General features: G+C 52.9%; 26 protein-coding genes. 12 read left to right on the top strand and 14 right to left on the bottom strand.

The window, feature by feature from the left end; all coding sequences use genetic code 11:
• Positions 1–225 precede the first annotated feature (225 nt).
• Positions 226–315 carry a YnhF family membrane protein gene (locus tag FCL49_RS03790; protein ID WP_004943739.1) on the top strand — a complete coding sequence of 30 codons (90 nt, stop codon included), beginning with the start codon at positions 226–228 and terminating at the stop codon, positions 313–315.
• 53 nt (positions 316–368) lie between these two features.
• On the opposite strand, the gene sodB is transcribed toward FCL49_RS03790, so the two are convergent.
• Together sodB and FCL49_RS03780 are read right to left on the bottom strand one after the other, a co-directional pair.
• Positions 369–947: a superoxide dismutase [Fe] gene (sodB, locus tag FCL49_RS03785; protein WP_174352490.1), complete on the bottom strand. Its 579-nt coding sequence runs from the start codon at positions 945–947 to the stop codon at positions 369–371.
• Between the two features lie 192 nt (positions 948–1139).
• Positions 1140–1961: a C40 family peptidase gene (locus tag FCL49_RS03780; protein WP_174352489.1), complete on the bottom strand. Its 822-nt coding sequence runs from the start codon at positions 1959–1961 to the stop codon at positions 1140–1142.
• 414 nt (positions 1962–2375) lie between these two features.
• Here FCL49_RS03780 and FCL49_RS03775 point away from each other — a divergent pair, with 414 nt between their 5' ends.
• A complete protein-coding gene (locus FCL49_RS03775) occupies positions 2376–2723 on the top strand; it encodes a Grx4 family monothiol glutaredoxin (protein ID WP_012144929.1) in 348 nt (115 codons plus the stop codon).
• Positions 2724–2793: 70 nt separating this feature from the next.
• Here the strand turns inward: FCL49_RS03775 and rnt are convergent, their stop codons facing one another.
• Together rnt and gloA are read right to left on the bottom strand one after the other, a co-directional pair.
• On the bottom strand, positions 2794–3474 hold the full coding sequence (gene rnt / locus FCL49_RS03770) for a ribonuclease T (protein WP_135316354.1): 681 nt from the start codon (positions 3472–3474) through the stop codon (positions 2794–2796).
• Positions 3475–3552: 78 nt separating this feature from the next.
• The gene (gene gloA, locus FCL49_RS03765; RefSeq protein WP_153860638.1) at positions 3553–3960 is read right to left on the bottom strand and encodes a lactoylglutathione lyase; all 408 of its coding nucleotides are present in this window, start codon (positions 3958–3960) and stop codon (positions 3553–3555) included.
• A gap of 338 nt (positions 3961–4298) precedes the next feature.
• Here gloA and idi point away from each other — a divergent pair, with 338 nt between their 5' ends.
• On the top strand, positions 4299–4838 hold the full coding sequence (gene idi, locus FCL49_RS03760; RefSeq protein ID WP_174352488.1) for an isopentenyl-diphosphate Delta-isomerase: 540 nt from the start codon (positions 4299–4301) through the stop codon (positions 4836–4838).
• A 68-nt stretch (positions 4839–4906) separates the two neighbouring features.
• Here the strand turns inward: idi and FCL49_RS03755 are convergent, their stop codons facing one another.
• The 4 genes from FCL49_RS03755 to FCL49_RS03740 form a co-directional block, all read right to left on the bottom strand.
• Positions 4907–6004 (bottom strand): alkene reductase, encoded by a 1098-nt coding sequence (locus FCL49_RS03755; RefSeq protein ID WP_174352487.1) that lies wholly within the window; start codon positions 6002–6004, stop codon positions 4907–4909.
• Positions 6005–6091: 87 nt separating this feature from the next.
• On the bottom strand, positions 6092–6712 hold the full coding sequence (locus tag FCL49_RS03750) for a TetR/AcrR family transcriptional regulator (RefSeq protein WP_174352486.1): 621 nt from the start codon (positions 6710–6712) through the stop codon (positions 6092–6094).
• A gap of 103 nt (positions 6713–6815) precedes the next feature.
• Positions 6816–8453, bottom strand: coding sequence for a phosphoethanolamine transferase EptA (gene eptA / locus FCL49_RS03745; RefSeq protein ID WP_174352485.1), 1638 nt, complete (start codon positions 8451–8453; stop codon positions 6816–6818).
• 160 nt (positions 8454–8613) lie between these two features.
• Entirely contained in the window at positions 8614–9255 is a 642-nt protein-coding gene (locus FCL49_RS03740) for an NAD(P)-dependent oxidoreductase (RefSeq protein WP_174352484.1), read from the bottom strand.
• A gap of 123 nt (positions 9256–9378) precedes the next feature.
• Here FCL49_RS03740 and FCL49_RS03735 point away from each other — a divergent pair, with 123 nt between their 5' ends.
• The 3 genes from FCL49_RS03735 to FCL49_RS03725 all read left to right on the top strand — a co-directional run bounded on the left by FCL49_RS03735 (position 9379) and on the right by FCL49_RS03725 (position 11565).
• Positions 9379–10308, top strand: a complete 930-nt coding sequence (locus tag FCL49_RS03735; RefSeq protein WP_261420332.1) for a LysR substrate-binding domain-containing protein — start codon at positions 9379–9381, stop codon at positions 10306–10308.
• Positions 10309–10329: 21 nt separating this feature from the next.
• A complete protein-coding gene (locus FCL49_RS03730; protein WP_174352483.1) occupies positions 10330–10569 on the top strand; it encodes a DUF1289 domain-containing protein in 240 nt (79 codons plus the stop codon).
• A gap of 99 nt (positions 10570–10668) precedes the next feature.
• Positions 10669–11565: an aldo/keto reductase gene (locus FCL49_RS03725; protein WP_174352482.1), complete on the top strand. Its 897-nt coding sequence runs from the start codon at positions 10669–10671 to the stop codon at positions 11563–11565.
• 40 nt (positions 11566–11605) lie between these two features.
• Here FCL49_RS03725 and FCL49_RS03720 read toward each other — a convergent pair whose 3' ends face one another.
• Positions 11606–13456, bottom strand: coding sequence for a polyurethane esterase (locus tag FCL49_RS03720; RefSeq protein ID WP_174352481.1), 1851 nt, complete (start codon positions 13454–13456; stop codon positions 11606–11608).
• Positions 13457–13697: 241 nt separating this feature from the next.
• Here FCL49_RS03720 and sodC point away from each other — a divergent pair, with 241 nt between their 5' ends.
• Positions 13698–14219, top strand: coding sequence for a superoxide dismutase family protein (sodC, locus tag FCL49_RS03715; RefSeq protein ID WP_174352480.1), 522 nt, complete (start codon positions 13698–13700; stop codon positions 14217–14219).
• A gap of 9 nt (positions 14220–14228) precedes the next feature.
• Here sodC and FCL49_RS03710 read toward each other — a convergent pair whose 3' ends face one another.
• From FCL49_RS03710 to FCL49_RS03700, 3 genes are read right to left on the bottom strand one after another with little or no spacing between them, the layout of a single operon-like run.
• Entirely contained in the window at positions 14229–16253 is a 2025-nt protein-coding gene (locus tag FCL49_RS03710; protein ID WP_174352479.1) for an FUSC family protein, read from the bottom strand.
• A 9-nt stretch (positions 16254–16262) separates the two neighbouring features.
• A complete protein-coding gene (locus FCL49_RS03705; RefSeq protein WP_174352478.1) occupies positions 16263–17120 on the bottom strand; it encodes an efflux RND transporter periplasmic adaptor subunit in 858 nt (285 codons plus the stop codon).
• Between the two features lie 3 nt (positions 17121–17123).
• Positions 17124–17360 (bottom strand): DUF1656 domain-containing protein, encoded by a 237-nt coding sequence (locus FCL49_RS03700; RefSeq protein ID WP_012144944.1) that lies wholly within the window; start codon positions 17358–17360, stop codon positions 17124–17126.
• Between the two features lie 180 nt (positions 17361–17540).
• Between FCL49_RS03700 and slyA the strand changes: the two genes are divergently transcribed.
• Positions 17541–17975 (top strand): transcriptional regulator SlyA, encoded by a 435-nt coding sequence (gene slyA, locus FCL49_RS03695; RefSeq protein ID WP_174352477.1) that lies wholly within the window; start codon positions 17541–17543, stop codon positions 17973–17975.
• A gap of 87 nt (positions 17976–18062) precedes the next feature.
• On the opposite strand, the gene FCL49_RS03690 is transcribed toward slyA, so the two are convergent.
• Positions 18063–18527 (bottom strand): glycine zipper 2TM domain-containing protein, encoded by a 465-nt coding sequence (locus tag FCL49_RS03690; RefSeq protein WP_099062075.1) that lies wholly within the window; start codon positions 18525–18527, stop codon positions 18063–18065.
• A gap of 368 nt (positions 18528–18895) precedes the next feature.
• Here FCL49_RS03690 and anmK point away from each other — a divergent pair, with 368 nt between their 5' ends.
• The 4 genes from anmK to tyrS all read left to right on the top strand — a co-directional run bounded on the left by anmK (position 18896) and on the right by tyrS (position 22520).
• Positions 18896–20017 (top strand): anhydro-N-acetylmuramic acid kinase, encoded by a 1122-nt coding sequence (gene anmK, locus FCL49_RS03685; protein WP_174352476.1) that lies wholly within the window; start codon positions 18896–18898, stop codon positions 20015–20017.
• 45 nt (positions 20018–20062) lie between these two features.
• On the top strand, positions 20063–20365 hold the full coding sequence (locus tag FCL49_RS03680; protein WP_174352475.1) for an MliC family protein: 303 nt from the start codon (positions 20063–20065) through the stop codon (positions 20363–20365).
• Between the two features lie 87 nt (positions 20366–20452).
• On the top strand, positions 20453–21106 hold the full coding sequence (pdxH, locus tag FCL49_RS03675) for a pyridoxamine 5'-phosphate oxidase (protein ID WP_135316370.1): 654 nt from the start codon (positions 20453–20455) through the stop codon (positions 21104–21106).
• Between the two features lie 139 nt (positions 21107–21245).
• Positions 21246–22520 carry a tyrosine--tRNA ligase gene (gene tyrS / locus FCL49_RS03670; protein WP_174352474.1) on the top strand — a complete coding sequence of 425 codons (1275 nt, stop codon included), beginning with the start codon at positions 21246–21248 and terminating at the stop codon, positions 22518–22520.
• Between the two features lie 90 nt (positions 22521–22610).
• On the opposite strand, the gene FCL49_RS03665 is transcribed toward tyrS, so the two are convergent.
• Positions 22611–25700: a DUF4214 domain-containing protein gene (locus FCL49_RS03665; RefSeq protein ID WP_174352473.1), complete on the bottom strand. Its 3090-nt coding sequence runs from the start codon at positions 25698–25700 to the stop codon at positions 22611–22613.
• Between the last annotated feature and the right edge of the window lie 32 nt (positions 25701–25732).

Below are 25732 nucleotides of genomic sequence, written 5' to 3'. Positions count from 1 at the left end.
TTTAGTGTGTTGAAGTCGTCAGCGCTTGGTCAGGAGGGGCATTTTGCCGGTACACAGTTGTGAACTGCGAATTTTGTCCCATATTGAGCCAAAGTGGAAGAGGTAATCGGTATAATAAACCGGGAAATGATAACAAGATTTTATTGTTCAACTGTGTGAAAATGGTTTGACGCATTAATTGTGTGCCTTTTACCCTTGGGAAACCCAATCTGAAAAGGAGTTGTAATGGATACCGATCTGAAAATGTCACTGTTCACCACCGTTTGTGCGCTGGCCGTGATTATTGCTTTCAGTTTCACCGCTGCTTTGAACTGATCCCCTCAAGTAAAACAGGCGCAGCCCGCTGCGCCTGATTGTTTTTCCCCGCGTTACGCCAGGTTCTTTTCCACAAATGCCCAGTTAACCAGTGCCCAGAAATTTTCCAGGTAGGCAGGTCGCGCATTGCGGTAATCGATGTAGTAGGCGTGTTCCCAGACGTCGACGGTCAGCAACGGTTTATCATCACCGGTCAGCGGTGTCGCCGCGTTCGAGGTGTTAACAATGGCCAGCGTACCCTCTGGTTTTTTCACCAGCCAGGTCCAGCCTGCGCCAAAGTTTTTCACTGCGGCGTCGCTGAATTGCTGCTTAAAGGCGGCGAAAGAACCAAATGCCTGATTAATCGCCTCAGCCAGTTTACCTTCAGGCTCACCACCGCCCTGTGGCGACAGGCAGTGCCAATAGAAAGTGTGGTTCCATACCTGGGCCGCATTGTTGAAGATGCCGCCGTCAGAGGCCTTAACGATCTCTTCCAGGGATAATCCTTCAAACTTGCTGCCTTTCAGCAGGTTGTTCAGGTTCACCACGTAGGCGTTGTGATGCTTGCCATAGTGGTATTCCAGGGTTTCTGCGGAAATGTGTGGTTCGAGGGCGTTTTTTTCATAAGGTAATGCAGGTAGTTCAAACGACATTGCTTCCTCCTAGTACAGTGCCAGCCCACCGTCGTAACAACGGCAACAGATTGGCCTTCTTTTATTGTGGGTATTTAGCTTAGCAATTTTCGCGATGAAATACAGGGGAAACGGACAAGGGATTGAGTACAACAATGAGGTTTGCGGGAATTATCAGGGGAGAGCGGCTGGCAGCGCCAGCCGCAAAGAGTATTATCGAATGGTTTTTGGCGTGACTACCCGGCGTGCGCCGATGTAGTGGTTTTGCCAGTAATCGTTGTCGAGCTGGCTAATGCGGATTTCTTCACCGGTACGCGGTGACTGAATGAATTTACCGTTGCCCAGATAAACCCCAACATGGTCTGCCGCGCCGCGGTTGTTAATGCGGAAGAACACCAGGTCGCCGCTTTCCAGTTCACTCTTTTTAATCGGCGCTGCGTCACGCAGGTGGTACATCTCGTTGGCAGTACGCGGCATTTTAATTTTAACGATGTCTTTATAGGCGTAATAAATCAGACCGCTGCAGTCAAAGCCGGTTCTTGGCGAGGTGCCACCCCAGCGATAAGGTTTACCCATTTGATCCATCAGCTTGGCCATCGCGGTTTGCTTGGCATGCTGGTAGCGTTTTTTGTGCGCCGGGCTGAGCTTCAGTGGCTTTTCGTCACCCACCAATTTGGCGGTGGCCATACCGCTTTCGCGATGGCGTCCATAGCCTTTTTTATAGCCCTTCTTCGGCGGGGTCACTTTAATTTTGGCTATTTTATGAGTTTTGTTTTTCGATTTTGCGCTGACGATCTTTTTAGCGGTTTTTTCTGTTTTGGCTTTGGTGACCTTGGCGGTTTTTTGCGGAGTAGTGACTTTCACTTTTTTGCTGCTGGCCTTAACCGCTTTCTTTTTCTTGCGGTCATCCGGCCGGGCTTCGTTTACGTGGCTCTTGCGCTGCTCAGCGGCAACACGGGCCTGTGGCGCTGCGTGCGCCAGATTAAAGAATAGCTGTGTAAACAACAGCACAAAAAGCGTAAGAATTAAACGCATGTCGACGTTACCAACCTTGGCCCCGGAACAGATATCGAATGAGTGACAGTATTCCCGAATTTCGCCATATAAAACAGCGAAGAACTCATAAATGATAATCCATATTGTGAGAAAACGTTAATAGCATTTTTTTTGCCGAAAAATCAAACTGTTGATGTATAAAAAACCAACAATGACCACCGGCGGACTTATTAAACGGCGCGTTTTGATAAAAAATATATTAGTGAAATGGCCAGATTAAAAATGTTATTCTGCGCATATGTTTTGACCGGAAAGGCCTTGCCGGTGAGACGCGACTGACAACGGGGGAATGCCCTTGCAAAAGATGGCGTTTTCTTGCGACTGTTCCAGCCGCTACAATAGCCAATGTGATGCATGTTGTAGCCATGAGATTTGGCTTGAGGAAGCAATATAATGACGACGACGATTGAAAAAATTCAGCACCAGATCACTGAGAACCCAATTCTGCTGTATATGAAAGGTTCACCGAAATTGCCAAACTGCGGTTTCTCTGCGCAAGCCGTGCAGGCGCTGTCTGCCTGTGGCGAACGCTTTGCTTACGTTGATATTCTGCAGAACCCGGACATCCGTTCCGAGTTGCCGAAATACGCCAACTGGCCGACTTTCCCACAGCTGTGGGTAGACGGTGAGCTGGTCGGCGGCTGTGATATCATCATGGAAATGTATCAGCGCGGCGAATTGCAGCAGCTGATCAAAGAAACGGCAGAGAAGTACAAACAGCAGGAAGACCAGCAGCCATAATCGGCTCGGTTTTATTGTTGCAAGTCATCGGGCGGTGCCAGCTAATACTGGGCCGCCCGATTTTTTTGTCTTAGTCGGTATTAGTGGCGGCCAGCGGCCAACCGCCAAGACGCTTCCAGCGGTTAACCAGCTCGCAGAACAGCTGAGCGGTTTGCTCGGTGTCATACAGCGCTGAATGGGCCTGGGCACTGTCGAAGGGAATATCGGCGGCAATGCAGGCTTTGGCCAGTACCGTCTGTCCCAACACCAGTCCGCTTAACGCCGCGGTGTCAAAGGTGGCGAAAGGGTGGAAAGGATTGCGTTTCAGGCTGGCACGCTCGGCGGCTGCCATCAGGAAGCTGTGATCAAAATTGGCGTTATGCGCCACAATTATCGCCCGGTTACAGCCGCGATCCTTAATGCCTTTGCGCACCGCTTTAAAAATAGCGTGCAGTGCATCGTACTCACTGACTGCACCGCGCAGGGGATTACTCGGATCTATGCCGTTAAACGCCAGCGCTTCGGGCTGCAGGTTGGCACCTTCAAAAGGCTCCACGTGAAAGTGCAGGGTTTCGTCCTGCTGCAACCAGCCGTCTTCATCCATTTTTAACGTAACGGCGGCAATCTCCAGCAGCGCGTCAGTTTTGGCATTAAATCCGGCGGTTTCTATATCTATCACTACGGGGTAAAACCCACGAAAACGGCCACTCAGGGCGTTAAGATCACTTTTTTCGGCCATCAGTTTCTTATCTTCATCGAATGCAGCGCGCATTATGGCAAATTTTGCGCCCGGTTGCAGGCGGTTATCACGCGGAAAAAACAAGGGCGCAGAAAGCGCCCCTGATTGACCTTAGTGGCCGAGGCCATGGCCGGCGTGTTTGTTTTCGATCAGTTCGATTTTATAACCGTCCGGATCTTCAACAAAGGCGATAACCGTGGTGCCGCCCTTGACCGGGCCGGCTTCGCGAGTAACCTTGCCACCGGCATGACGAATGCTGTCACAGGTTGCGGCGACATCATCAACACCCAGGGCCAGATGGCCGAATGCGGTGCCCATTTCGTAGCTGTCGGTGCCCCAGTTATAGGTCAGTTCAATCACCGCACCTTCACTTTCATCGGTATAGCCTACAAACGCCAGTGAGTACTTGTATTCCGGGTTCTCGCTGGTACGCAGCAAGCGCATGCCTAATACCTTGGTATAGAAGTCGATGGAGCGTTGCAGATCACCGACGCGGATCATGGTATGGAGTAAGCGCATAATTCCTCTGATTGGATGTGCCGTTGCCAATGGCGGATGGATTGAAGCAAATCCAGTATAGCGTTGCCGCATAAGGGATTTCAATGTATGCCACGGCAGGGAGCATCATGACATCAGTGACGTTGTCACTCAAAAGTTCCGCAGGATAACACTACCGCACACTTTGTCGCCGTGCATAACATGGAAATAGGTACTATAACCGCTGTCAGGAACAGAGCGTCACGATAACGATGTAGCGCCCGGATTGGACAGGGCTAATTTATAAATTTGGATCAGATTAATAATGACGGTTTATATTTTCACAGCAGTAACATCAGGTTTGCCGAAGGAGCCGCTTAATGGATGAAATGCTGATTCTGGTTGATGCTGATGATAATCCGATTGGCTCGCAAAGCAAAACGCGGGTACACCAACAGGGGTTACTGCACCGGGCATTTTCAATTTTTATCTTTGATAGCCAGGGCCGCTTGCTGCTGCAACAGCGAGCATTCAGCAAGTATCACTCGGCCGGGCTATGGACCAACAGCTGTTGTGGTCACCCGCGCTGGGGCGAGTCAACGCTGGCTGCGGCTCAGCGCCGCCTGCAGGAGGAGATGGGGTTCAGCACTGAGCTACAACAAGTTTCCAGCTTTACCTATCAGGCTGCGGTACCCGGCGATTTGATTGAGCACGAATTCGATCATATCTACGTCGGTTTATTTGACGGCAAGCCGGAAGGGGCGCCTGAAGAGGCCCATAGTTGGTCGTGGACTGATATTCAGCAATTAACGGATGAAACAACGCGTAATCCTGAAAAGTTTACCGTTTGGTTTCTCACAATAATGAAGGATCTTGGAGCCAATGAAATGAAACGTTGGGCGAGGTTGGCCGCGAGCTAACTGACGGCTCCCCCTAAATGGCAAAAAGCCCGCCGGCATTGGCCTACCGGCGGGCTTTGCTATTTTACTTACAGCGTTGGGTAGTCGGTGTAGCCTTCAGCACCGCCGCCGTAGAAAGTTTCCGGTTTAGGTTCGTTCAGCTCAGCGCTCAGTTTAAAGCGCTCAACCAGGTCCGGGTTGGCGATATAGCTACGACCAAAGGCCACGGCATCGATAAAGCCTTTATTGATCAGCTCTTCTGCTTTCTCGGCGGTATAGGCGCCGGCCCCGACAATCACGCCTTTAAAGTGGGCGCGTACCGAGTCACGGAAGGCGTCGGAATAAGGCTTGCCACCTGCCCAGTCAGGCTCAGAAATGTGCAGATAAGCGATGTTACGCTTGTTCAGCTCTTCCACCAGATACAGGGCTGCATCTTCCTGATCTTCACCATTGTCCAGGCCGTTGAACGGACCCAGCGGTGAAATACGGATACCAATGTGCTCTGAACCCCATTCAGCGATGCTGGCATCAACCACTTCCAGTGTCAGACGCGTGCGGTTTTCGATGCTGCCGCCGTACTGATCGGTGCGCTGGTTAGAGGCCGGAGCCATAAACTGGTGCAGCAGATAGCCGTGCGCCGCATGCAGTTCGATAAAGTCGAAACCGGCTTCACGTGCGTTGGCAGTCGCCTGGCGGAAATCATTAATGATGCCTGGGATCTCTTCAGTTTCCAGGGCGCGTGGGGTAGAGGTTGGCACTCGTACCCAGGCGCCGGTTTCGTCACGCACGGTAGTGCGTGTGTCGGCATTGATCGCAGAAGGGGCTACCGGAGCCTGCTGGCCCGGCTGCAGGCTATTATGGGAAATACGGCCCACGTGCCACAGTTGAACGGCGATATGACCGTTCTTGTCATGCACAGCCTGGGTGATCTTTTTCCATGCGGCGATCTGCTCTGGGGTATGCAGCCCCGGTGCGCCGGCATAGCCTTTCGCCTGGAAAGAAATCTGGGTGGCTTCGGTGACAATCAGACCCGCGCTGGCGCGTTGGGCATAATATTCGCCCATCAGTGGCGTCGGGATATCACCAGGCTCTATGCTGCGCAGACGCGTCAGCGGGGCCATAAACACGCGGTTTGGCAGGGTTACAGCGCCAACCTTCAGCGGGGAGAACAACTTTTCAAGCTTCATAGTGCATCCTATATTAATAGACCGGTCGACTAGTAACGAATGTAAAGCCGCCCAATGCGGCAATTCATGATAAACAGGGTGTTTTGTTTAGTGTTGCGCCGGACGCAACAACAGTTCAATACTTTCCAGCGCGTTGGTCAGCGGGGCGACCGAGTGGCGGATTTTGGCGCGTAATGAAGCGCCAAGCCACAGGGAATACAGCGTTTCCGCCGTGGCCGCCGGGCTCATGGCCAGCGACAATGAACCTTCGCGGATCCCGCGTTCAATCGTATCCTGCAGGTGACCAATCACCCGGGCACTGCCGGTTTCCAGCGCATGACGCATGGGCTCCGACAGGTCGCTCACCTCGGCAGACAATTTCACCGCCAGGCAGGCGTTATGGCATTCGCTGCGGCAGTGATAGCTGATCGCCTGAGCGTAATAGCTTAACAATTGGTGGCGTGCATCGCCTTTATCGTCGGCAAACAGCTGCTGCATTGCCGCATCATAATGTTCGAAATAACGCTGCAGCATCGCTTCGCCAAACACTTCCTTCGACCGGAAGTAGTGGTAGAACGAACCTTTTGGCACGCCCGCCGTGCTCAGCAGTTCGCTCAGTCCCATACCGGTAAAACCGAGACGCAGGCTGAGGGTCTCGCCAGTAGCGAGCAAATGTTCACGGGTATCTGTAGGGCAGTGCGCTTGTTTAGTCATAATGGGTGTCAGCATAATAGACCGATTGGTCTAGGTCAATAACAATAAAAAAACCGGCATAAAAATGCCGGTTATGATGAGTGATACTTTGCCTGAATAAAGCGCGGAAGTTAAGCCCTTAGGCGGCTCCCCGGCAGCGCTGCAGAATATCCAGCTGCGGTTGATATTCCCGTGTTTGCACGTTCAGCATGCCAAGCATGGTATGGAACAGGTTGTCTTGCGAGACATCATCCTTTTCCGCCATGTTACTCAGGCATTGGCGATCAACCTTGAAGTTGCGCTCATAGTCCGCGGACATCCACATCAGGAAGGGGACGTGGGTCTGCTGGCTTGGGGCAAACACGTAAGGGGTACCGTGCAGATACATGCCGTTTTCGCCCAGCGATTCACCGTGGTCAGACAGATACACCAGCGCGGTGTTGAACTTGTCGCTGTGTTGTTGCAACAGCTTGATGGTGTCGTCCAGCATGGCGTCGGTATAAAGCAGCGAGTTGTCATAGGTATTCACCAACTGTTCGTGGCTGCAATCCTGGATCTGATTGCTGTTGCAGGTGGGCGAGAACTTCTGGAACTCTGGCGTGCTGCGACGGTAGTAGGCCGGCCCGTGACTGCCCATCTGGTGCAGCACTATCACGCCGTCATCTTTCAGGCTGTTGATATAGTCGTTCAGTTTGTACAGCAGCACGTTATCCATACAGACGTCACCGTCGCAATCCTGCGGCAGTTTCAACTTGGTCATGTCAACGTGCGGCACGCGATCGCAGGCACCTTTGCATCCGCCGTCGTTTTCGCGCCACAACACATTGACCCCGGCATGCGCCAGTACGTCAAGCATGCCTTCCTGATGGGTAGCCTGGGTGGCGTCATAATCCTGACGTGGCATGTTGGAGAACATGCAAGGCACGGAGATCGCCGTTTCGGTGCCGCAGGAACTGGCGTTTTTAAAGTACACCACGTTTTGCTGTTTCAGGCGTGGATTGGTTTCTCGCTCATAGCCGCTCAATGAGAAGTTCTCGGCGCGTGCCGTTTCTCCTACAACCAGGATCACCAGGGTTTTCTTTTGCTGCGCAGTAATCAGTGGGCCTTTACGCGCATCTTCACCGATTTTCACCAGCGGTAAATTGCGGGTGAAGTAACGTTGCTGGGTAAATTTGATGGTGCCGGAAACGAAGTTCGACGGCGTCAGCATTTTCACCACGCTTTTGTTATTACGGATAAGCGACGCGTAATCCTTATAAAACAGGGCGGCGATAATCAGGATCACCACTACCGAGAGCATCACGTTAGCGGCCCGTAACCCGACCATGTACCACCATGGGCGAGTCTTACGGATTTCGATAAAGCAAACCACTACCGCAGGCAGAATACCCAGCAATAACAGCCACAGGCCCATGCGTGGCGTCAACAGCGCCGTGGCTTCCTGAGGATTGGTTTCGAAGGCGTTCTGCATCATATTGCCGTCGATCACCACGCCGTAACTGAACATAAAGTAGTTGGCGGCCGCGCTGCCGAGCAGGAAGAAAATCATCAGTGGCTTGCGTAAAAACGGCACGGTCAGCACGCTGAAGATAATATTCAACGCACAGAAAATCACCACCGGCATGGTGGCGGCGAAAATCACGCTGTGGACGTTATCGAAGCTGATATACGACCAGGCTTTATGAAGGAATAACGCATTCTGGAACAGAGTGAAGAATAAGGCACTGGCGAGGATAAAACCCAGGCTGTTGCACTGTAAGCGTTGACGTAACGACATTGCCAAATCTGAATCCTGATATTGAGTAATGCGCTGAAATTTACAGGATGAAACTTAAGAAAACCTTAGAGATTTATCATGGTTACGCGGGCGTTTACTTTTGGTTTAGCTTGAGAGACGCCAGACCGGACGGTCTGGCGAGGGATTAAGGCGAGAATGATTAATAGGCGGCGGTAAATTGCGCTTTAATAAACTGCGGTTTTTCGATCTCGTCGATAATCGCTACCGACAGGTCTTCCACCGAAATACCGGCGGGTGCCTGGCCGTTCATTAGCAGTTTGGTGGTACCCAGGCGGAACTGACCGGTACGCTTGCCGGGCTCCAGCAGCGCGGCTGGAGATAAATAGGTCCAGTCGAGTTGGGAGTCATTACGCAATTTGTTGCGTAAATCACGCACGGCCTGCGCACCCGGGCGGATATTTTCCGGGAACTGCGGGGTATCGACCAGTTCAACGCCAGGCGCCACTTCCAGGCTGCCGGCACCGCCAACCACCAGCAGGCGTTTTACGCCGGATTTTTTCACCGCGTCCAGGATCTGTTGTGAGCCTCTGGTGGTTTTCTCGTACAGATTTTCTTCCGCCCAACCCGGGTTAAAGGCGCTGATTACCGCGTCCTGACCGGTTAGCTGTTTCGCCAGCCATTCGGTGTCGGCGACGTCGCCCAATGCGATGGTCAGGTTTGCGTTGTCGGGCAAGTCTTTTTGCTGACGTGCAATCGCCGTGACCTGCAAACCGCGGGCCAGTGCTTCATCCACCACGCGGCGGCCAACAAAACCTGTTGCTCCAATAATGGCTACTTTCATCTGTTTGCTCCTGTCGTTTATCAGCTCAGATTCACCTGAGCGCGTATCTACAATGTAGTACTTAACAATAGGGTTGATTAGTGCCATATTCATGCTTTCTTGAGTAAGTAAAACTTCATAATCGTGGATAAACTGAATCGAATGGCGGTTTTCGCCACCGTGGTGGCGGAAGGATCCTTTGCCGGAGCGGCCCGGCGGCTGGGCATGACGCCATCGGCGGTCAGCCAGCATATGCGTTCGTTGGAAAAAGCGCTCGGTGTGCCGTTGTTACATCGTTCTACACGACGGTTGGCGCTGACTGAGGCAGGGGCGGCATTTCACCCCGGCTGCGAGGCAATGCTGTTTCAGGCGCAGCAGGCTGAACAGCGGCTGGCCGAGCTGCGTGACACTCTGGTGGGGGAGTTGCGCATTGCTACCACCATTGGCATCGGCGGGCGTCCGCTCGCAGAGGCGCTGGCACCGCTGCTGCAGGCGCATCCCAAACTGACTCTGCGGGTGTTGGCGGATGATCGAATCGTCGACATGATCGAACAACGGATCGACATTGCACTGCGGGTCAATCGTCAACTGGCGGATGCCAATATGATTGCCCATCCACTGGCGGAATGGCCGATGGTGCTGTGTGCCGCACCGCGCTATCTCAGCGTGCATGGCGTACCCGAGACACCGCAGGACCTGGTGCAGCACCGCTGGATCTCCGGCGCTTTCAGCGGCGCGCATCTGGATTTACATCATCAGGGCGGGCAACAGTTAAAATTGCGTCTGGCGGAAGGGCAGATCGTCAGCGACAGCATGAATGTGATGCGCGCCTTTACTCGCAGCGGTCTGGGGATCTCGATTCAACCGCTGTATGAAATAGAGGATGAATTGCAGCGCGGTGAACTGATCCAACTGATGCCTGAATGGCGACCGGCACCGCTGCGATTGCACGCGATGACGCTCGAACGGGCAATGCCGGAGAAAAATCGTCAGGCGCTGCGGTATTTACGCGATTATTTTCACCGTCATGCCGAAAAGTCACTTGCCAGCGGCGCCGATGGCGTCTTCAATTAGCAAGAGAACGCAGGAGGACGTGTGGCGCAGCAGCTCGAGTTTTTTGACATTCCCAGCCCGTGTCGCGGCATTTGTCAGGCCGACGATCGCGGCTTTTGCCGTGGTTGCCTGCGCAGCCGCGAGGAACGCTTTGGCTGGATGCAAATGAGCGATGCACAAAAACGCGACGTGCTGCGCCTGTGCCACCAACGCTTGCTGCGTCTGCAGCGAGCTAATAAACAACCGGATGAGCCTCTGCCGGAACAACCCTCGCTGTTCTAAGTCATTTCTGATCTGCCGCACGTAAGCGCGGCTTTCCGCTTCCCACCGCGTTATCCGCTTGTGTATGCTGGCATTAAACAAAGTCATGAGGTTTCAACAATGGTAAACCGTGTACAGCTCGCGCCCCAGGGGCCTGAATTTTCCCGCATGATTTGCGGATACTGGCGTTTGATGGAGTGGGGCATGTCGCCGCAGCAGTTGCTGGCGTTTATTGAGCAGCATATTGAGCTGGGTGTCACTACTGCCGACCATGCGGATATTTACGGTGGCTATGCCTGCGAACAAGCCTTTGGTGAAGCGATGCGCCTGAAGCCTTCACTGCGCCAGTCGATGGAGCTGGTGTCCAAGTGCGGCATCGCCACCACCGCCAAGCCGGGTAACCCGATCGGCCACTACATTACTGACCGTGAGCATATCGTTTACAGCGCGGAGCGCTCGCTGGCGCATCTGCATACCGATTACCTTGATCTGCTGTTGATCCACCGGCCGGATCCGTTAATGGATGCCGATGAGGTGGCCGAGGCCTTTGTGGCACTGCATAAAAGCGGCAAGGTACGTCATTTCGGCGTATCCAACTTCACCACCACGCAGTTCACGCTGCTGCAGTCGCGTCTGCCGTTCTCACTGGTGACCAATCAACTGGAAATTTCGCCGATCCATCAGCCGGCTATTCTGGATGGCACCCTGGATCAGTGCCAGCAATTGCGCATCAAGCCGATGGCCTGGTCTTGTTTAGGTGGTGGCCGCCTGTTCAACGACGCCGAGTTCCAGCCGCTGCGTGATGAGTTGCAGGCGGTGGCTCAGGAGATTGGCGCCGAGACTATCGAACAGGTGGTCTACGCCTGGGTGATGCGTTTGCCGTCGTCACCGCTGCCGATTATTGGCTCCGGCAAGATTGAGCGCGTACGTTCGGCGCTGAAGGCACAGCAGTTGACGTTGAACCGTCAGCAGTGGTTCCGTATTCGCAAGGCGGCTCTGGGTTACGACGTACCATAAATTGCCATAAGAAACCGGGCAGCCAAGGCTGCCCGGTTTTTTACGCCAGCACCACCTGGCCGTCCGATAGGCTGTTGAGCCCCATTCCGACCAGCGTGACCGTATTGCCGCCAAAGTTAAACACCAGATTGTCATTCACTTCAGAAACAAAATCGCGGAAGTTACCGCCCGCGCTGCTGCCATCGGCCCCCATAAAGACCAGTTTGTCCTGCGCCTGATAGCCGTAAATCTGGTCCTGACCGAAATCGCCACTGAACAGGAAGGTATTGCTGTCGCCCTGACTGTGTATGACGTCGTTACCGGCGCCGCCGACGAAGGTTAAATTACCGCCGGCATGGCCAATCAGGGTGTCGTTGCCATCGTTGCCGAACAGCCATTTATCACCGGCACGCGCCTGTAAGTTGTCATCGCCGGCACCGCCGTTGAGCGACGAGGCATAGGCTTTCAGCCCTTCGCTCGATTTTAAGCCGGCGCTGGTAACCTGATGGTCCAGCTCTTTGCTGAAGATGACCCAAGCGGTTTCTTTCGTACGCAGTGTGCCAATATCCTCGGCCAGGGTGATACCGCCTTTGGTGTCACGCAGGTAGAGCGTATTGCCGTCGTAGGCGACCTCGCTATTTTTCAATGCGTGCTGCAGATCCAGAGTGTTATTGCCTTCGCCGCCGGAAATAATATTAAAACCACCGTTGTCGCGGAAAGTGTCATTACCGGCACGGCCCTCAAGATAATCGTTCCCGGTGCCGCCCTTGATTAAATCATTGCTGTCACTGCCAACAATAAAGGTTGGGCCGCTGTGTTTCTCAGCGTTGCGATTGAGATCCTCAACCCAGGTAGTACCGCGGGTGACATCCGAGAGGTTGGAGACAATCACCGTCGAGTCTTTGCCGGTCAGTGAATAAAACTCTGAATTGAGTACCCGCATCAATCCGTCCTGATAAAAGAAGGGCAGATGGGATAGCCAGGTCGGAATATTCAGGATTGAGAAGGGCAGGATATTCCAGGCGTCAGAAGCATAGTGATCGTTGAAGTTAACAATACTATTGGTGGCCGACTCCTGCGGCGAATCATGTACGCCTAAAGAGGCTAATGTCAGGTTGGTGCCGTCCAATGCGCGGAATACGGGGTCGTTTTCATAGCCGATATTAATCACCTTGCCGCCAGTCTCGTATTGCGTTGGCGAGGCGAACGCCACATAGTTCGATGGCGCGTAGAAGCCACCCCAATTATCGTCGCTGAGTGCCGCCATGCTATTAACCGCCAGCCCACCCAGGCTGTGGCCGCTGATGGTCACATCATCTCCGCTCAGCCCGTGCGCCTGGGCGAATTTGGCGACATCACCCAGCAGGGTACCAAAGGCCTTCAGGCTGTAATTATCGGCATAACCGGCAGGGCCAAAACCCGCCAACAGGTCATTAATCAGATCTCCAATGCTATCGGTAATCAGGGATTCTCGCGGACCGCTGGTGCCACGAAAAGCAATACCAATGGAGGTGAGATTACCTTCGCTGTCATATTTTCCCAAGACTTCGGCCTGTGCGGTGGTGTAACCCAGGGTTTCACCGTAATAGGTACCACGCGCGTCGGTTTTACCGGTATAACCCAATTGGTCGGCCCCTATTACTGACCAACCGGCGTTATTTACCGCTTCCAGTGCCGCCTTTTCCGAATCCGGATTCCAGGGAATACCGGGTAACCCACCTTGTGATTGCGTACTGCCAATTAACGCCGTCACCAGCGTTAACGGTAAACCCAATCCAAAACCGGTATTGTGGTAGCCCTCATCAAAGCCATTGTCGATATTGTGATAGGCATAAGTGGAAATCGCCAGAGCGTCAGTGAATAACGCCTTGGATTTTTCCTCGTTGAGCCCTTGATAATTAAAGATTCCCATATCAGTTCCTTATGAACTAGCTGCAGTGCCGGGGTGATCTTTGAATAGCTATTGCAGCTTGTGCTGGTAGAGAGGATATACCGAACGGCAGCTGGTCAGAGGACCGACATCGGTAGAATTATTATTAGTATGAATTATTCAGAATGCGAATTTGATCGGCAAAATTGTGCGCGTTTTGGGCGGTTGTGTCACAGATTCCCCTATACTTGAACACTCACAGGTATTCCAAGGAGATTGATTGATGAAACATTATTGGTATGCGGCCTTCGGTTTGATGGCTTGCGGAGCCGCTCAGGCGGCGACGGTGGATGTTGACATGAATCTGGTGACCGGACAGGGAATTGGTCAGGAAATTGGCAAGGTGACGATCAGCGAAACGCCTTATGGCTTGTTGTTTACTCCGCAGCTCAAAGCGTTACCGGCTGGCGTGCACGGATTCCACGTTCATGAAAACGGCAGTTGCGAGCCGGGGATGAAAGAGGGCAAGGCGGTTGCTGCACTGGCGGCGGGAGGCCATTTTGATCCGCAAAAAACCGGTAAACACCTGGGTCCCTATGCCGACGGCCATTTGGGTGACCTGCCGGCAATTTACGTAACGGACGATGGCATGGCCAGTTATCCGGTATTGGCTCCACGGCTGAAAAAAATCAGTGAAATAACCGGCAGGGCGCTGATGGTACATGCTGGTGGCGATAACCACTCCGATCACCCGAAACCTCTGGGTGGTGGTGGAGAGCGTTTCGCCTGTGGCGTTATTAAGTGATAAAGCCACTTAGCCCGCGGTTGCTGCACTGTCAGGCGGGGTGATAGCCTGCTGTAACTGTTGCAACGAACAATAAAGCCGCCAAATTAACCCGGCCAGATCGCGCGCCGCCTGTTCCGGGTGGTGCGCCAGTGCATTACTCATGCGTTGCAGCTCTTGCAAGCTGGCGTCCAGTGAACGGTGCTGTACGCCTTTTTCCGTCATAATGCCCCGCAAACAGTGTATGCAGACGTCACGCACCGCCGAGAGCGGATCGGAGCGGGTCTGCCAGTCACGCAGTTGCCAGACGATATGGCTGCAGTTGAGCAGCACCACGCCCCAACGCAATAACCAACTGCGTGCCTCTTGATCCTGGCTTTGATTCAATTGGCTGATGCGGTGATAAATCAGCGATTCAAACTGGCTCTCACTCTGTTGCGGTTTTTTACTCAGTTGATCGATAAAGTCTCGTCGCAGGGCACGGATAATGCGTCGGCTTTTGCGTTTGTCTGAACTCGGCCGCAAGATCTGGAACGCCAGACCGGCCAACAGCACGCCGACAATTTTGCCGATACTGTCATTGATAAACGACTGATAATCGTAGCTTGGCGGATTGGTGACGGACAAAAACGAACCCATAAACACGATCAGTTGCCCCCAGAGTGCGGCATAGGACGGATTCTGCAGCTTGAGCATCTGCATGGTGACCAGCACTGGGAACAGGAAAGCGCAGAACAACCACAAATCATCTATCTGAATCATCAGGCCAAACTTCACCATAAAACAGACGATCGAAAGCAGTGTCACTGCCTTCAGCAGTGTGGTGATGCTGTTGATCGGTGAGGGTGTGGAGGAATAGAGCACGCAACTGATGGCAACCAGCGTCAGGGCCGAACTGCCGGCATCCCACTGGGTGTTAATCCAGTAAGCACAGCCGAGGATAATGCACAGAAAAGTGCGCAGGCCATTATAGGCGGCCTCGTAACTGTCGGTATGACGGGCCAGAGACGTTACACGCGGCGGTTGTATCTCGCTGACCGGGGTAGCGCTCTCCAGCCGTTGCAACCAGCGGCTGCAGTTAAGGTACAGCCAGCAGAAATGGCGTAGGCGTAGCCAAAAGGCACGATGGCGGTAATCGGCAGGATCCTGTGGGGCGATCTGCTGCAGGATGCGGGCCAGCCGATATTTATCAGTATCAGGATTACGTAGTTCGTTCAGCAACTGATCCAAAACGGTCGCCAGGTTGGCCGGGCGATCCGGCCAGTTCAGCAGCATGCGGCGCAGGCTGGAGATCACGCTGGTAATGCGCAGTTGCTGATGCAGCATATAGTTGAGCAGGTTATTTTGCCGACGCAGCCGGTAGTGACTCCAAAAGGCCTGAATGCGCAACAGGTTCATGGTCAGGATCTGGCCGATAACCCCTTCATGTGACGTGCGCATCTGTACGGTGATCTCGGGTTGCCACAGCATCGCAGCGTGCTCCAGCAACCGCAGGTGCATGCGCCGCAGGGAGGTCAACAGTGCTTCACCGTCCGAAGTGCTGGGCAGGATCATCATCATCAGTCCGCCGCACAGAATACCGGTGATCACCTCGCAAACACGTGCCTGGGCGATATCAAAGATTTGCTGGGTATCGGTGACGTTGACCGTACTAAAGGCGATGATCGCGGCGGTATAGCCTGCCAGGGCAAAGGCATAGGAGACGTTGTTTTGATAATGATTGGAAATGTAAGTACACAGGCCGATCCAGGCGGCAATAAAAAGCGTGAACAGCCAGGGATCGTTGAGGCAATGACCGGCAATCGCCACCGACGCGGCAGCACCGACCAGGCTACCGAAAACGCGCCCGATGCTTTTACTGATCACGCCACCGACGGTGGGGAAACTGACCACTGCCGCTGAGGTGAGGGCCCAGTAAGGCTCGTCAAGATTGAGGACGAACGCTACCCACAACGAAAGGCACATCGCCAGCGAATTGCGCAGCGCATAACGCCATTGCCCAGCGCTGGCTTTCCCCCAGGGGGTACGCTTCCATTCCAAAAAAGGCAGGTTCACTGGTTAGCCTTACTGATGAATGGAGATGGTGCAGGTGGTGCCCGCCACCAGGGGTAAATCAGCGGGCACATTCAGCAGTTTTATCCGCACCGGAACGCGCTGAGCCAGCCGTACCCAAGGCACGTTGGGCTTCACGTCCATTAATAAATCACTGCTGCTTTCAACGCTCTGATCGTAAATGGCACGGCCAATGCTTTCTACTTCGCCCTGGAGAGGAGTATTGCCATTATATAAAACGATATCCGCTTTGTTGCCTTCTTTTATATGCTTTAATTTGGTTTCTTCAAAATAGCCGAGGACATAAAAAGAGTGTACGTCGACCAGTGCGACCAGGGGGGTACCTACGCTGGCATAGTTTCCAACCCGGGCCTGTAAATTGGTGATATAGCCATCGGTAGGGGCATAAATTTTAGTTTTACTTAAATTCCACTTTGCCTGTTCCAGATTGGCCTGAGCGGCTTTATAAGCGGCTTTCATTGCCTGGGCTGCTAAATTTGACTCATCCATGTCTTCGGCAGAAATAACATTTTTGGGCAAGCTGCGGCGGCGGGCTGCCTCATGGTCTGTTTTGGCCATATCGGACTGCGCTTTTGCCAGCGCGGCCTCAGCATTGTCGAGCGCAATCTGGTATGGCACGGGGTCGATCGCAAAAATCAGACTTCCCGCAGGTATGAACTGATTGTCATGAACGGTTATTTTCTCTAATCTTCCAGAAACTTCTGGTGTGATATTGACGAGTTCGGCGCGTACCTTTCCATCACGGGTCCACGGGGATTGCATATAATAATTCCACAACCACCAGCCGGCACAGATGGCAATGGCGCAGACGATTACCGTAGAAAAATATTTTAATGTTTTATGTGTCATCGGTTACCAACTCGCTAAAAGCCACAGGGCGCCGCTGACGGCAATGACGAAAATAGACAAATCCATCAGCATGGGATGCCAAATTTCGCCGGAATAAATCCAGTCTCGCAACAGGTGGTGTACCAGTAGCCATAAAACCAGGCCAAGCAACACAGCCTTAAATATGGGTGGAAAATAAAGCGAGGCGCCCAGCACCAAATCGGGTAGCGGGGACGAGGCATGGAGCCATGAAGTATTCACATTAACAATCCCGATGAGTGAATATGTTGAGTCTTTGCATAGAGAATAAACAATAACTGGCCAAAATGGTGGCTAATTCCACAATATACATTATATACATTTGTGTTTTTAATGTTAGTTACTCAAAATAGTCTAAACTCTGGGAGGGTATGTTAGCATGCTAATTATAAGGAGGGGTAAGTGGAGTCAACATTAGGTTCCGATTTAGCACGATTAGTTCGTGTTTGGCGCGCGCTGATCGATCATCGGCTCAAGCCGCTGGCGCTGACGCAAACACATTGGGTAACCCTGCACAGTATCAATCGCCTACCGCCGGAGCAGTCGCAGATCCAGCTGGCCAAGGCGATCGGCATTGAGCAACCGTCATTGGTTCGCACTCTGGACCAGTTAGAAGAAAAGGGGCTGATTACTCGCCACACCTGCGCCAATGACCGGCGTGCGAAGCGTATCAAGCTGACTGAAGCTGCCGAGCCCATCATCCGGGAGGTGGACAGCGTGATCAGTTCGACGCGGGGCGAAATTTTGAGTGGGATTACCACTGACGAAGTGCAATTGTTGGTAGGTTTGATTGGCAAGTTGGAACAAAACATTACTGAACTGCAAAATAAACAATAAGAAATTCTTCTTTTTACGATTAGATTTCACAGCATCGGAAATGAAACCGGAGGCCTAAAGCCTCCGGTTTTACCTGCTAAGTACAGCTTACAGTGGGGATACGGTGATGGTGTCGCCAGTGCGAGCCATACGAACGCGTTGCCCTGGGCTGAACTTGGTGTCGCCCGCCTTCTGAACCACCACGATGTTCTCTTTCTGGTCGGTCTTGATTTCCAGCTCATAGCCCGTAGTACGGCCGGCAGCTTCACCGATGCTGTTACCGGCTACACCACCTGCTACAGCGCCGGCTGCAGTCGCCAGGCTACGGCCTGTGCCGCCGCCGACGGTGTTACCGAGGAAACCACCCAGTACGGCACCACCGATGGCGCCAATGGTGTTCGATGTTTCACTACCCTGGATCTTGACCGGGCGCACAGAAACCAGCGTGCCGTAAGTCACGGTTTGCACCTGTTTGGCCTGCGAGGCGGAATAAACGTCGCCGGACATGGAATCATTGGCGCACCCTGCCAGCGTAACTGCGGCGATGGCAACGACGAGAAGACGCTTGATCATATAAAACTCCTGTTGGTAGTAGTCCATAACCTGGGAAACCTTGCCAGGCCAGATTCAGTAAAATGATAGAACAAAGTATGGCTTAAACCCACGTACATCACCACGACTCGTCACTGCACGCAGCTTAACTTTGCTCTGTTCAACCAATAATAAACGGTGGTTTAGCTTTATAACAGCCCTGGAAGAAATTCCATTGCGTGTTGAGGCGCTGTTTAGCCGTACTTATCAATATTCGGTGTGGGCTAAAAACAGGCACATTGCTCACAGAGCTGAGAAAATACAACATAGTTCATGGCGTTAATGTGGCAATTCTGGTTTATTTGTCAGGTCAAAATTTTTGCTTCCCCGCTAGGGTAAAGGATATTGCTATGAAGTCAGGCCGCTATATAGGTGTTATGTCTGGCACCAGTCTGGATGGGGTTGATGTGGTGCTTGCTGCAATTGACGGACGTATGGTGGCGCAACAGGCCAGTTACAGCCATCCGATGCCGCTCCAACTGAAGCAGGATATTCTCGGGATGTGTCAGGGCCAGCAGACCACGCTTTCTGCGGTCGGGCGGCTGGATGCGCAGCTTGGTACGCTGTTTGGCGAGGCGGTACTGGGCTTGCTGAAGCAAACCGGTGTGGCGGCGCACGACATCACCGCCATCGGTTGTCATGGCCAGACGGTTTGGCATGAACCCGAGGGGGATGCGCGTTTTTCTATGCAACTGGGTGACAATAATCGCATCGCCGCGCTGACCAATATCACCACCGTTGGCGATTTTCGCCGACGTGACATGGCCTACGGCGGTCAGGGGGCTCCATTGGTACCTGCCTTCCATCAGGCACTGCTGTCACACCCGGTAGAGCGACGTATGGTGCTGAATATCGGCGGCATCGCCAATCTGTCGATGTTGTTGCCGGGGGCTGCGGTACGTGGCTTCGATACCGGGCCGGGCAATATGCTGATGGATGCCTGGATATGGCGTCATCAATCGCTGCCTTACGATAAGGATGGTGGTTGGGCGATGGCGGGACGTGTTTGCTTGCCGCTGTTGCAACAGATGCTGGCCGATCCTTACTTCTCGCTACCTGCACCGAAAAGCACCGGGCGTGAATATTTCAACGCGGCCTGGCTGGAGCGCCAGCTCGCAGGTCTGGCGGCAGTCAGCCCGGTGGATGTGCAAACCACGTTGACGGAACTGACGGCGGTCACCATCTGCGAACAGGTTCAGCTGGCGGGCGGCTGTGAACGTCTGCTGGTTTGCGGCGGTGGGGCACGGAATCTGTTGCTGATGGCCCGGATGTCTGCGTTGTTGCCAGGAACCGAGGTCTGTCTGACTGACGATTTCGGCATTAGCGGCGACGATATGGAGGCATTGGCCTTTGCCTGGCTGGCGTTTCGCACCTTGTCCGGGCAACCCGGCAACCTGCCTTCGGTGACCGGTGCCAGCTGTGAAACCCTGCTGGGTGGGATTTATCCGGTTTTGCCTTTGGGGGGCCGTTAGCTCTGTTAGGATAGAAATCGATAGATTTCCCTAAGGAGCAACAGCATGAAAAAAATCATTATTGCCGCCGGCACATTGGTGCTGGCCGGCTGCAGTTATGTTCTGCCGCAAAACAGCCAAACCTTGCATTACCAGTGCGGCACCACGCCGTTGACGGTGTCACTGGACGGTAAGGAAAGCACCGTCAGTATGTTGATGGACGGCGAGCAACTGAAGCTGAAACAGGTACTGGCCATGTCCGGTGCAAAATACAGCGATGATAAATACACCTTTTGGTCGAAGGGCCAAAACGCCTACCTTGAGCGTAATGGCAAAGTGATTATGAGCGACTGTACGCTGACGAATTGATCCGGCAGTTGCGGCGTCAGAGCGATTGAGATCCTGACGCCGCTGGCGCAGAATAGAATCACGATTTTTCAGTTGGTTGATAACCGAATGATTGAAAATAATGAATTTGATGTTGCGGACCTGCGCCGCGAATATACCCGTGGCGGCCTGCGTCGTAACGATCTGACAGCCAATCCGCTGGAACTGTTCGAGCATTGGCTGAAACAGGCCTGTGACGCCCGTCTGGCGGATCCGACCGCCATGTGTGTGGCTACGGTGGATGAAAACGGCCAGCCCTACCAGCGTATTGTATTGCTCAAGCATTTTGATGACAAAGGGTTGGTGTTCTACACCAACCTGGGCAGCCGCAAGGCGCAACAGCTGGCGAATAACCCGCACGTCAGCCTGCTGTTTCCGTGGCACATGCTCGATCGTCAGGTGATTTTCCTCGGCAAGGCGGAGCGCCTGTCCACTTTCGAAGTCATGAAATATTTTGCCAGCCGGCCGAAAGACAGCCAGATCGGCGCCTGGGTCTCGCAGCAGTCATCGCGTATTTCTGCGCGCGGCGTGCTGGAGAGCAAATTCCTCGAACTGAAGCAAAAATTCCAACAGGGCGAAGTACCATTACCGAGTTTCTGGGGTGGATTTCGGGTTAATTTCGACTCCGTCGAGTTCTGGCAGGGCGGCGCCAACCGTCTGCATGACCGTTTCCTGTATCAACGGGACGGGAATGACTGGAAAATTGACCGACTGGCACCCTGAACAGCGAAAATCCCCCTTAAGCGCTGGCACTGATGTCGCCGGCGCTTTATTCTATGCGTCATTCTGAATTTAATATTTCGCCAGTGGGCGAAAGGTCGTGTACCGACAAAGGTGCATTCGTTTATACATGGAGTCATTGATGGCAAGCAGCAACTTGATTAAACAACTGCAAGAGCGGGGCCTCGTTGCCCAGGTTACGGATGAAGAAGCGTTAGCAGAGCGACTGGCGCAAGGGCCTATTGCACTGTATTGCGGTTTCGATCCGACCGCTGACAGCTTGCATTTGGGCCATCTGGTTCCTCTGTTGTGCCTGAAGCGCTTCCAGCTCGCCGGGCATAAGCCGGTAGCTTTGGTGGGTGGTGCTACTGGTCTGATTGGTGATCCGAGCTTCAAAGCGGCTGAGCGCAAGCTCAACACCACCGAAACGGTGAACGAGTGGGTGGATAAAATCCGCAAACAGGTTTCTCCGTTCCTCGATTTCGACTGTGGTAGCAACAGCGCAATTGCCGCCAACAACTACGACTGGTTCGGCGGCATGAACGTGCTGACCTTCCTGCGTGATATCGGCAAGCATTTCTCCGTCAACCAGATGATCAACAAGGAAGCGGTGAAGCAGCGCCTGAACCGTGACGACTCGGGCATTTCTTTCACCGAGTTCTCCTACAACCTGTTGCAGGGCTTCGACTTCTCCGAACTGTACAACCGCCATCAGGTTGAACTGCAGATTGGCGGCTCCGACCAGTGGGGCAATATCACCTCCGGTATCGATCTGACCCGCCGTATGCACCAGCAACAGGTATTTGGCCTGACCGTGCCATTGATCACCAAGGCTGACGGTACCAAATTTGGCAAGACCGAAGGCGGCGCAGTCTGGCTGGCGCCAGAAAAAACCAGCCCGTACAAGTTCTACCAGTTCTGGATCAACACCGCCGATGCCGACGTGTACCGCTTCCTGAAGTTCTTCACCTTTATGGATCTGGCCGAAATCAACGCGCTGGAAGAAGAAGACAAGAACAGCGGTAAAGCGCCACGCGCCCAGTATGTGCTGGCAGAAGAAGTGACCGGTATGGTGCACGGTGCGGAAGGTTTGGCTGCGGCCAAGCGTATCACCCAGAGCCTGTTCTCTGGCGCGCTGCACGAGATGACCGAAGCAGACTTCGCCCAGTTGGCGCAGGACGGCATGCCGACCATCAAGCTCGATGGCGATGCCGATCTGCAGCAGGCGTTGGTTAACGCCGAGCTGGTGCCTTCACGTGGCCAGGCGCGCACCATGATCGGTTCCAATGCGGTGACCATCAACGGTGAGAAACAGTCCAACGCCGAATACAGCTTCAGTGATACCGATCGTTTGTTCGGTCGTTACACGCTGCTGCGCCGTGGCAAAAAGCATTACTGCCTGGTCGATTGGCAGTAAACGCGTCTGTCTGAATGGAAAAAGCCCGGGGGATAACCTCCGGGCTTTTTAATTTTCAGTGAGGGCTGATACGGGTTAGCTAATCAGTTTTCAGGCCATTTCCTCCACCAGATGCGTTGTTGCCGCTGCACCGTTGACGGTGATCGCCGGTGCCTGGTAGTGCAGGGAAACGGCGGCCAGGTACGGATCCTGATTACCGATCGAGAACACCAGGTCATCGGCATCAAACGTCTGGTTGTGGTTGTTGTCCACAATGACATAAACCGATTTATCCAGCTTAAGCAAGCCGACTTCAGACAGGTTATTGGTGCTGGTTCCATTGGTCATTTTAGCCAACACCTGTGAGAACAGATCCTGAGCGTTGTCGCTTGCCGTCAGGCCGGTAAAGACGTTTTTGAGCTCAGTGGCCGTGGTGGCGCTGCCGTACAGCGTAGCGGTTTTGTCACCGGTCTTGGAGAAAATCCATTGATTACCGACATCACCGGCGGTAATGACGCTGTTCTGGTAGCCGGTATTCAAGGTGACCATGCTATCGATAGTACTGTCGCTAAAGGTCAGCTTTTGTGTTGTATCCAGGGTGGTGTTGCCTTTAACGCTGGCCGAATGCACTGTCAAACCGGTATTTTTAACGCTGAGTTGGTTACCCGCCAGTGTGTCGATAATATGGCTAAAATCACTTTTGTTAGCGAGTGCGTTAAGTGTTTTGTAGAAACCCCCACCGCCGGTGCCGCTTTTTTCCGATACCAGGTTGAGATCTATCTGCGAAAATACTGGCCCCATCGAGGCATCAATACCGGTAATCGTTTGCAGGTTATCGCCGAAATCTGATTTGATTGTCAGGTTCAGCAGCATATCCGGGCCGGTCGTCAGGCCCGAGAGCTCCAGGGTGGAAATGTGGTTATCTCCTCCGCTCAGCGTTAATGCACGTTCTACTGCATGGGTAGACGCGTGTTTCATGGAGATGTCCAGCGTATCTTTATGTGTTGACGTCAGGCTGAAAGTCCCCATGTCGAGATAGGGCACTTCAGTCGCGGCTTCCGTCAAGGCAAGGTTAAATGTTTTGCCGCTTTGCAACGAGTCATACACATGGATGCGGCTTTGGTGGGTCAAGTCGCCATTGATCTGCAGGTAAGTATTGGTCATGTTAATCAGGGACAACTCACCGGAATAGGCGGAAATGATTGCACCTTGGGAGCCGGTATAATTACCATCCAGCACTTTGGCTCTGTCGGCCTGCAACAGCGTACTGACATTGTTATAGGCTTGATTAAATATAGTGGCCTGTTGATCAATCACGCCAAAGTCAAATACCTTGCTACCTTCTGTGGCCACCAGTTGCCCATTCATATAAATATTGCCGGTGCCAGTGTAGTGGGTGAGATCAATAAGGGAAAAATACAGAAATTGGTTGATGTTACTTACGATGCTGCCATCGATGCCGCCGGCATCATTGCTGGTCAAGTATATCGACTTGGTAATGAAATTGGCCGATATCATCGAGTTATTATTGTCGACTCTGGTGTCTCTCTCCGCCAGGAAGTTGTTGCCGATATGATTGGCTCCTCCGTTAATGCTATTTCCTTCCCAATATAATTGGTTGTTTAACAAAAGATTGATCTTGGCGCTACTGAGGTCTGCTCCGCTCTCAACCGTGGCGTTTGTCGCCTTCAACTGCTGCGTAGCATCGGCATTTGCGATGTTTGTTTCCGTCAACAACAGATCAATAGCATATTTGTTACCCAATGAATCCCGAACCGTCGTGCTGGTGGCAAAGTCACCGGAAAGTACGATTTTGTTAATGCTGATTGATGGCACCTGACTTAAATCCACCGCAATATTCAGATTGGCGTTGATATTTAACTGGCTCAATGCCGTCAGTGACGCAATTTCCGCATAGGTGACTTCATGGGGAGCACGGGCGTTGATATCTGCCATCAGCTTACCGTTGTCAGAAAGGGAAAAAGTGCCGTTAAAGGTTTTTTGATAACCTAATGCGGCACCTAAATTCACTTCATAGTCATGTAACAGAGTGGCTGGTGGTGGCGCAGGATGGTTATCTAGCGGGTATTTCCCTTCGCGGAAAGCATCAATAATGAGTGAAGTGGCTTTGACTTTGTCATTGCCTGCCTTCAACAGGATCGCCTGTGCGGAGGTGCCGTCAAGTGGGCTGCCATAGAGCTTCATATAAATGGACTGATAGTCGCCGGCGTTGCGGAACAGGTCGGTTTTGGCCAGGATGTTGAGCACTTCGGCTTGAGTCTTGCCGCCAGCCAGCAGGCGACTAAACGAGTCAATCGCGGCGGCATCGGCAGAGACACCGGCGACAGTCAGGTAAAGCGACATGACCACTTCGGCATATTTGGCGTCCGGGAGTTCACCTGGGGCATAAACATGGGTTGCCGCCGCAAAGTTCTGTCTGGCCGCCTCGTGGCTGGTATCATTTCTGATGTCGTCCATCATGCGCATCATAACGTCTCCGCGTGTTTCACTCTGGCTGTTAAGGCCGCTAACGTATTTTTGCAAATCGGTGCTGTTGGCCGTGGTGCCAAAGGCTTGGGAAAAGATCTTCTTCACGAAATCTTCGTTGTTCAGTGAACCGATGTAGCCTTTGAGCGAAACGAAATAGTTGGCCATTTCAACGGCGGTTTTTTTGCCGCTATCCAAAATACCGCTCCAGTAATCGATGGCGGCAGAGTTGACCATACTGCCAAGCAAGTAATACATGCCTTGCACATTTTCTGCGGCGGAAATCTGGGAGGGAAGTTCGATTTGCGAAGGGTACAGTGTGGTGTTGATGACGTTTTCCAGATGCTGTTGCTGACTCAAGGGGGCTGAATCACTACCGGCATAATTTTTGGTTTCGGTAATTAAAGCGTTTGTCAGGTTGCCCAGCGTGGTACCGCCATCGACTTGCGCGGTCAGTGCGTTCAAGGTAGCGGCATCCGGTGGTGTACCATTGGTATTTTGGTAGATATACTGCACTTTTTGGCTGGTAGTCAGGCCATCGTAACGATGTTGACCATCCTCGGAAAGAATAAACTTGGTGGCCAATTCACTTTGGGTATAGGTGCCTTTTTCAAGCTGTTTGGCAAAATAAACCAAGGCCTTGTCGTCTGCCTTTTTTCCCAGTGTGGCGTAGAAAAGGATGGCTACATCCTGCTGTAACGTCAGTAGACTCATGAGATATCCCAGTGGCTATGAAAGAAAAATCC

It is taken from the genome of Serratia proteamaculans (genome assembly GCF_013337185.1).
GTDB classification, from domain to species: Bacteria; Pseudomonadota; Gammaproteobacteria; order Enterobacterales; family Enterobacteriaceae; genus Serratia; species Serratia proteamaculans_D.
The sequence above is the reverse complement of the archived record's forward strand: the minus strand, read 5'-3'. Positions and strand labels throughout refer to the sequence as shown.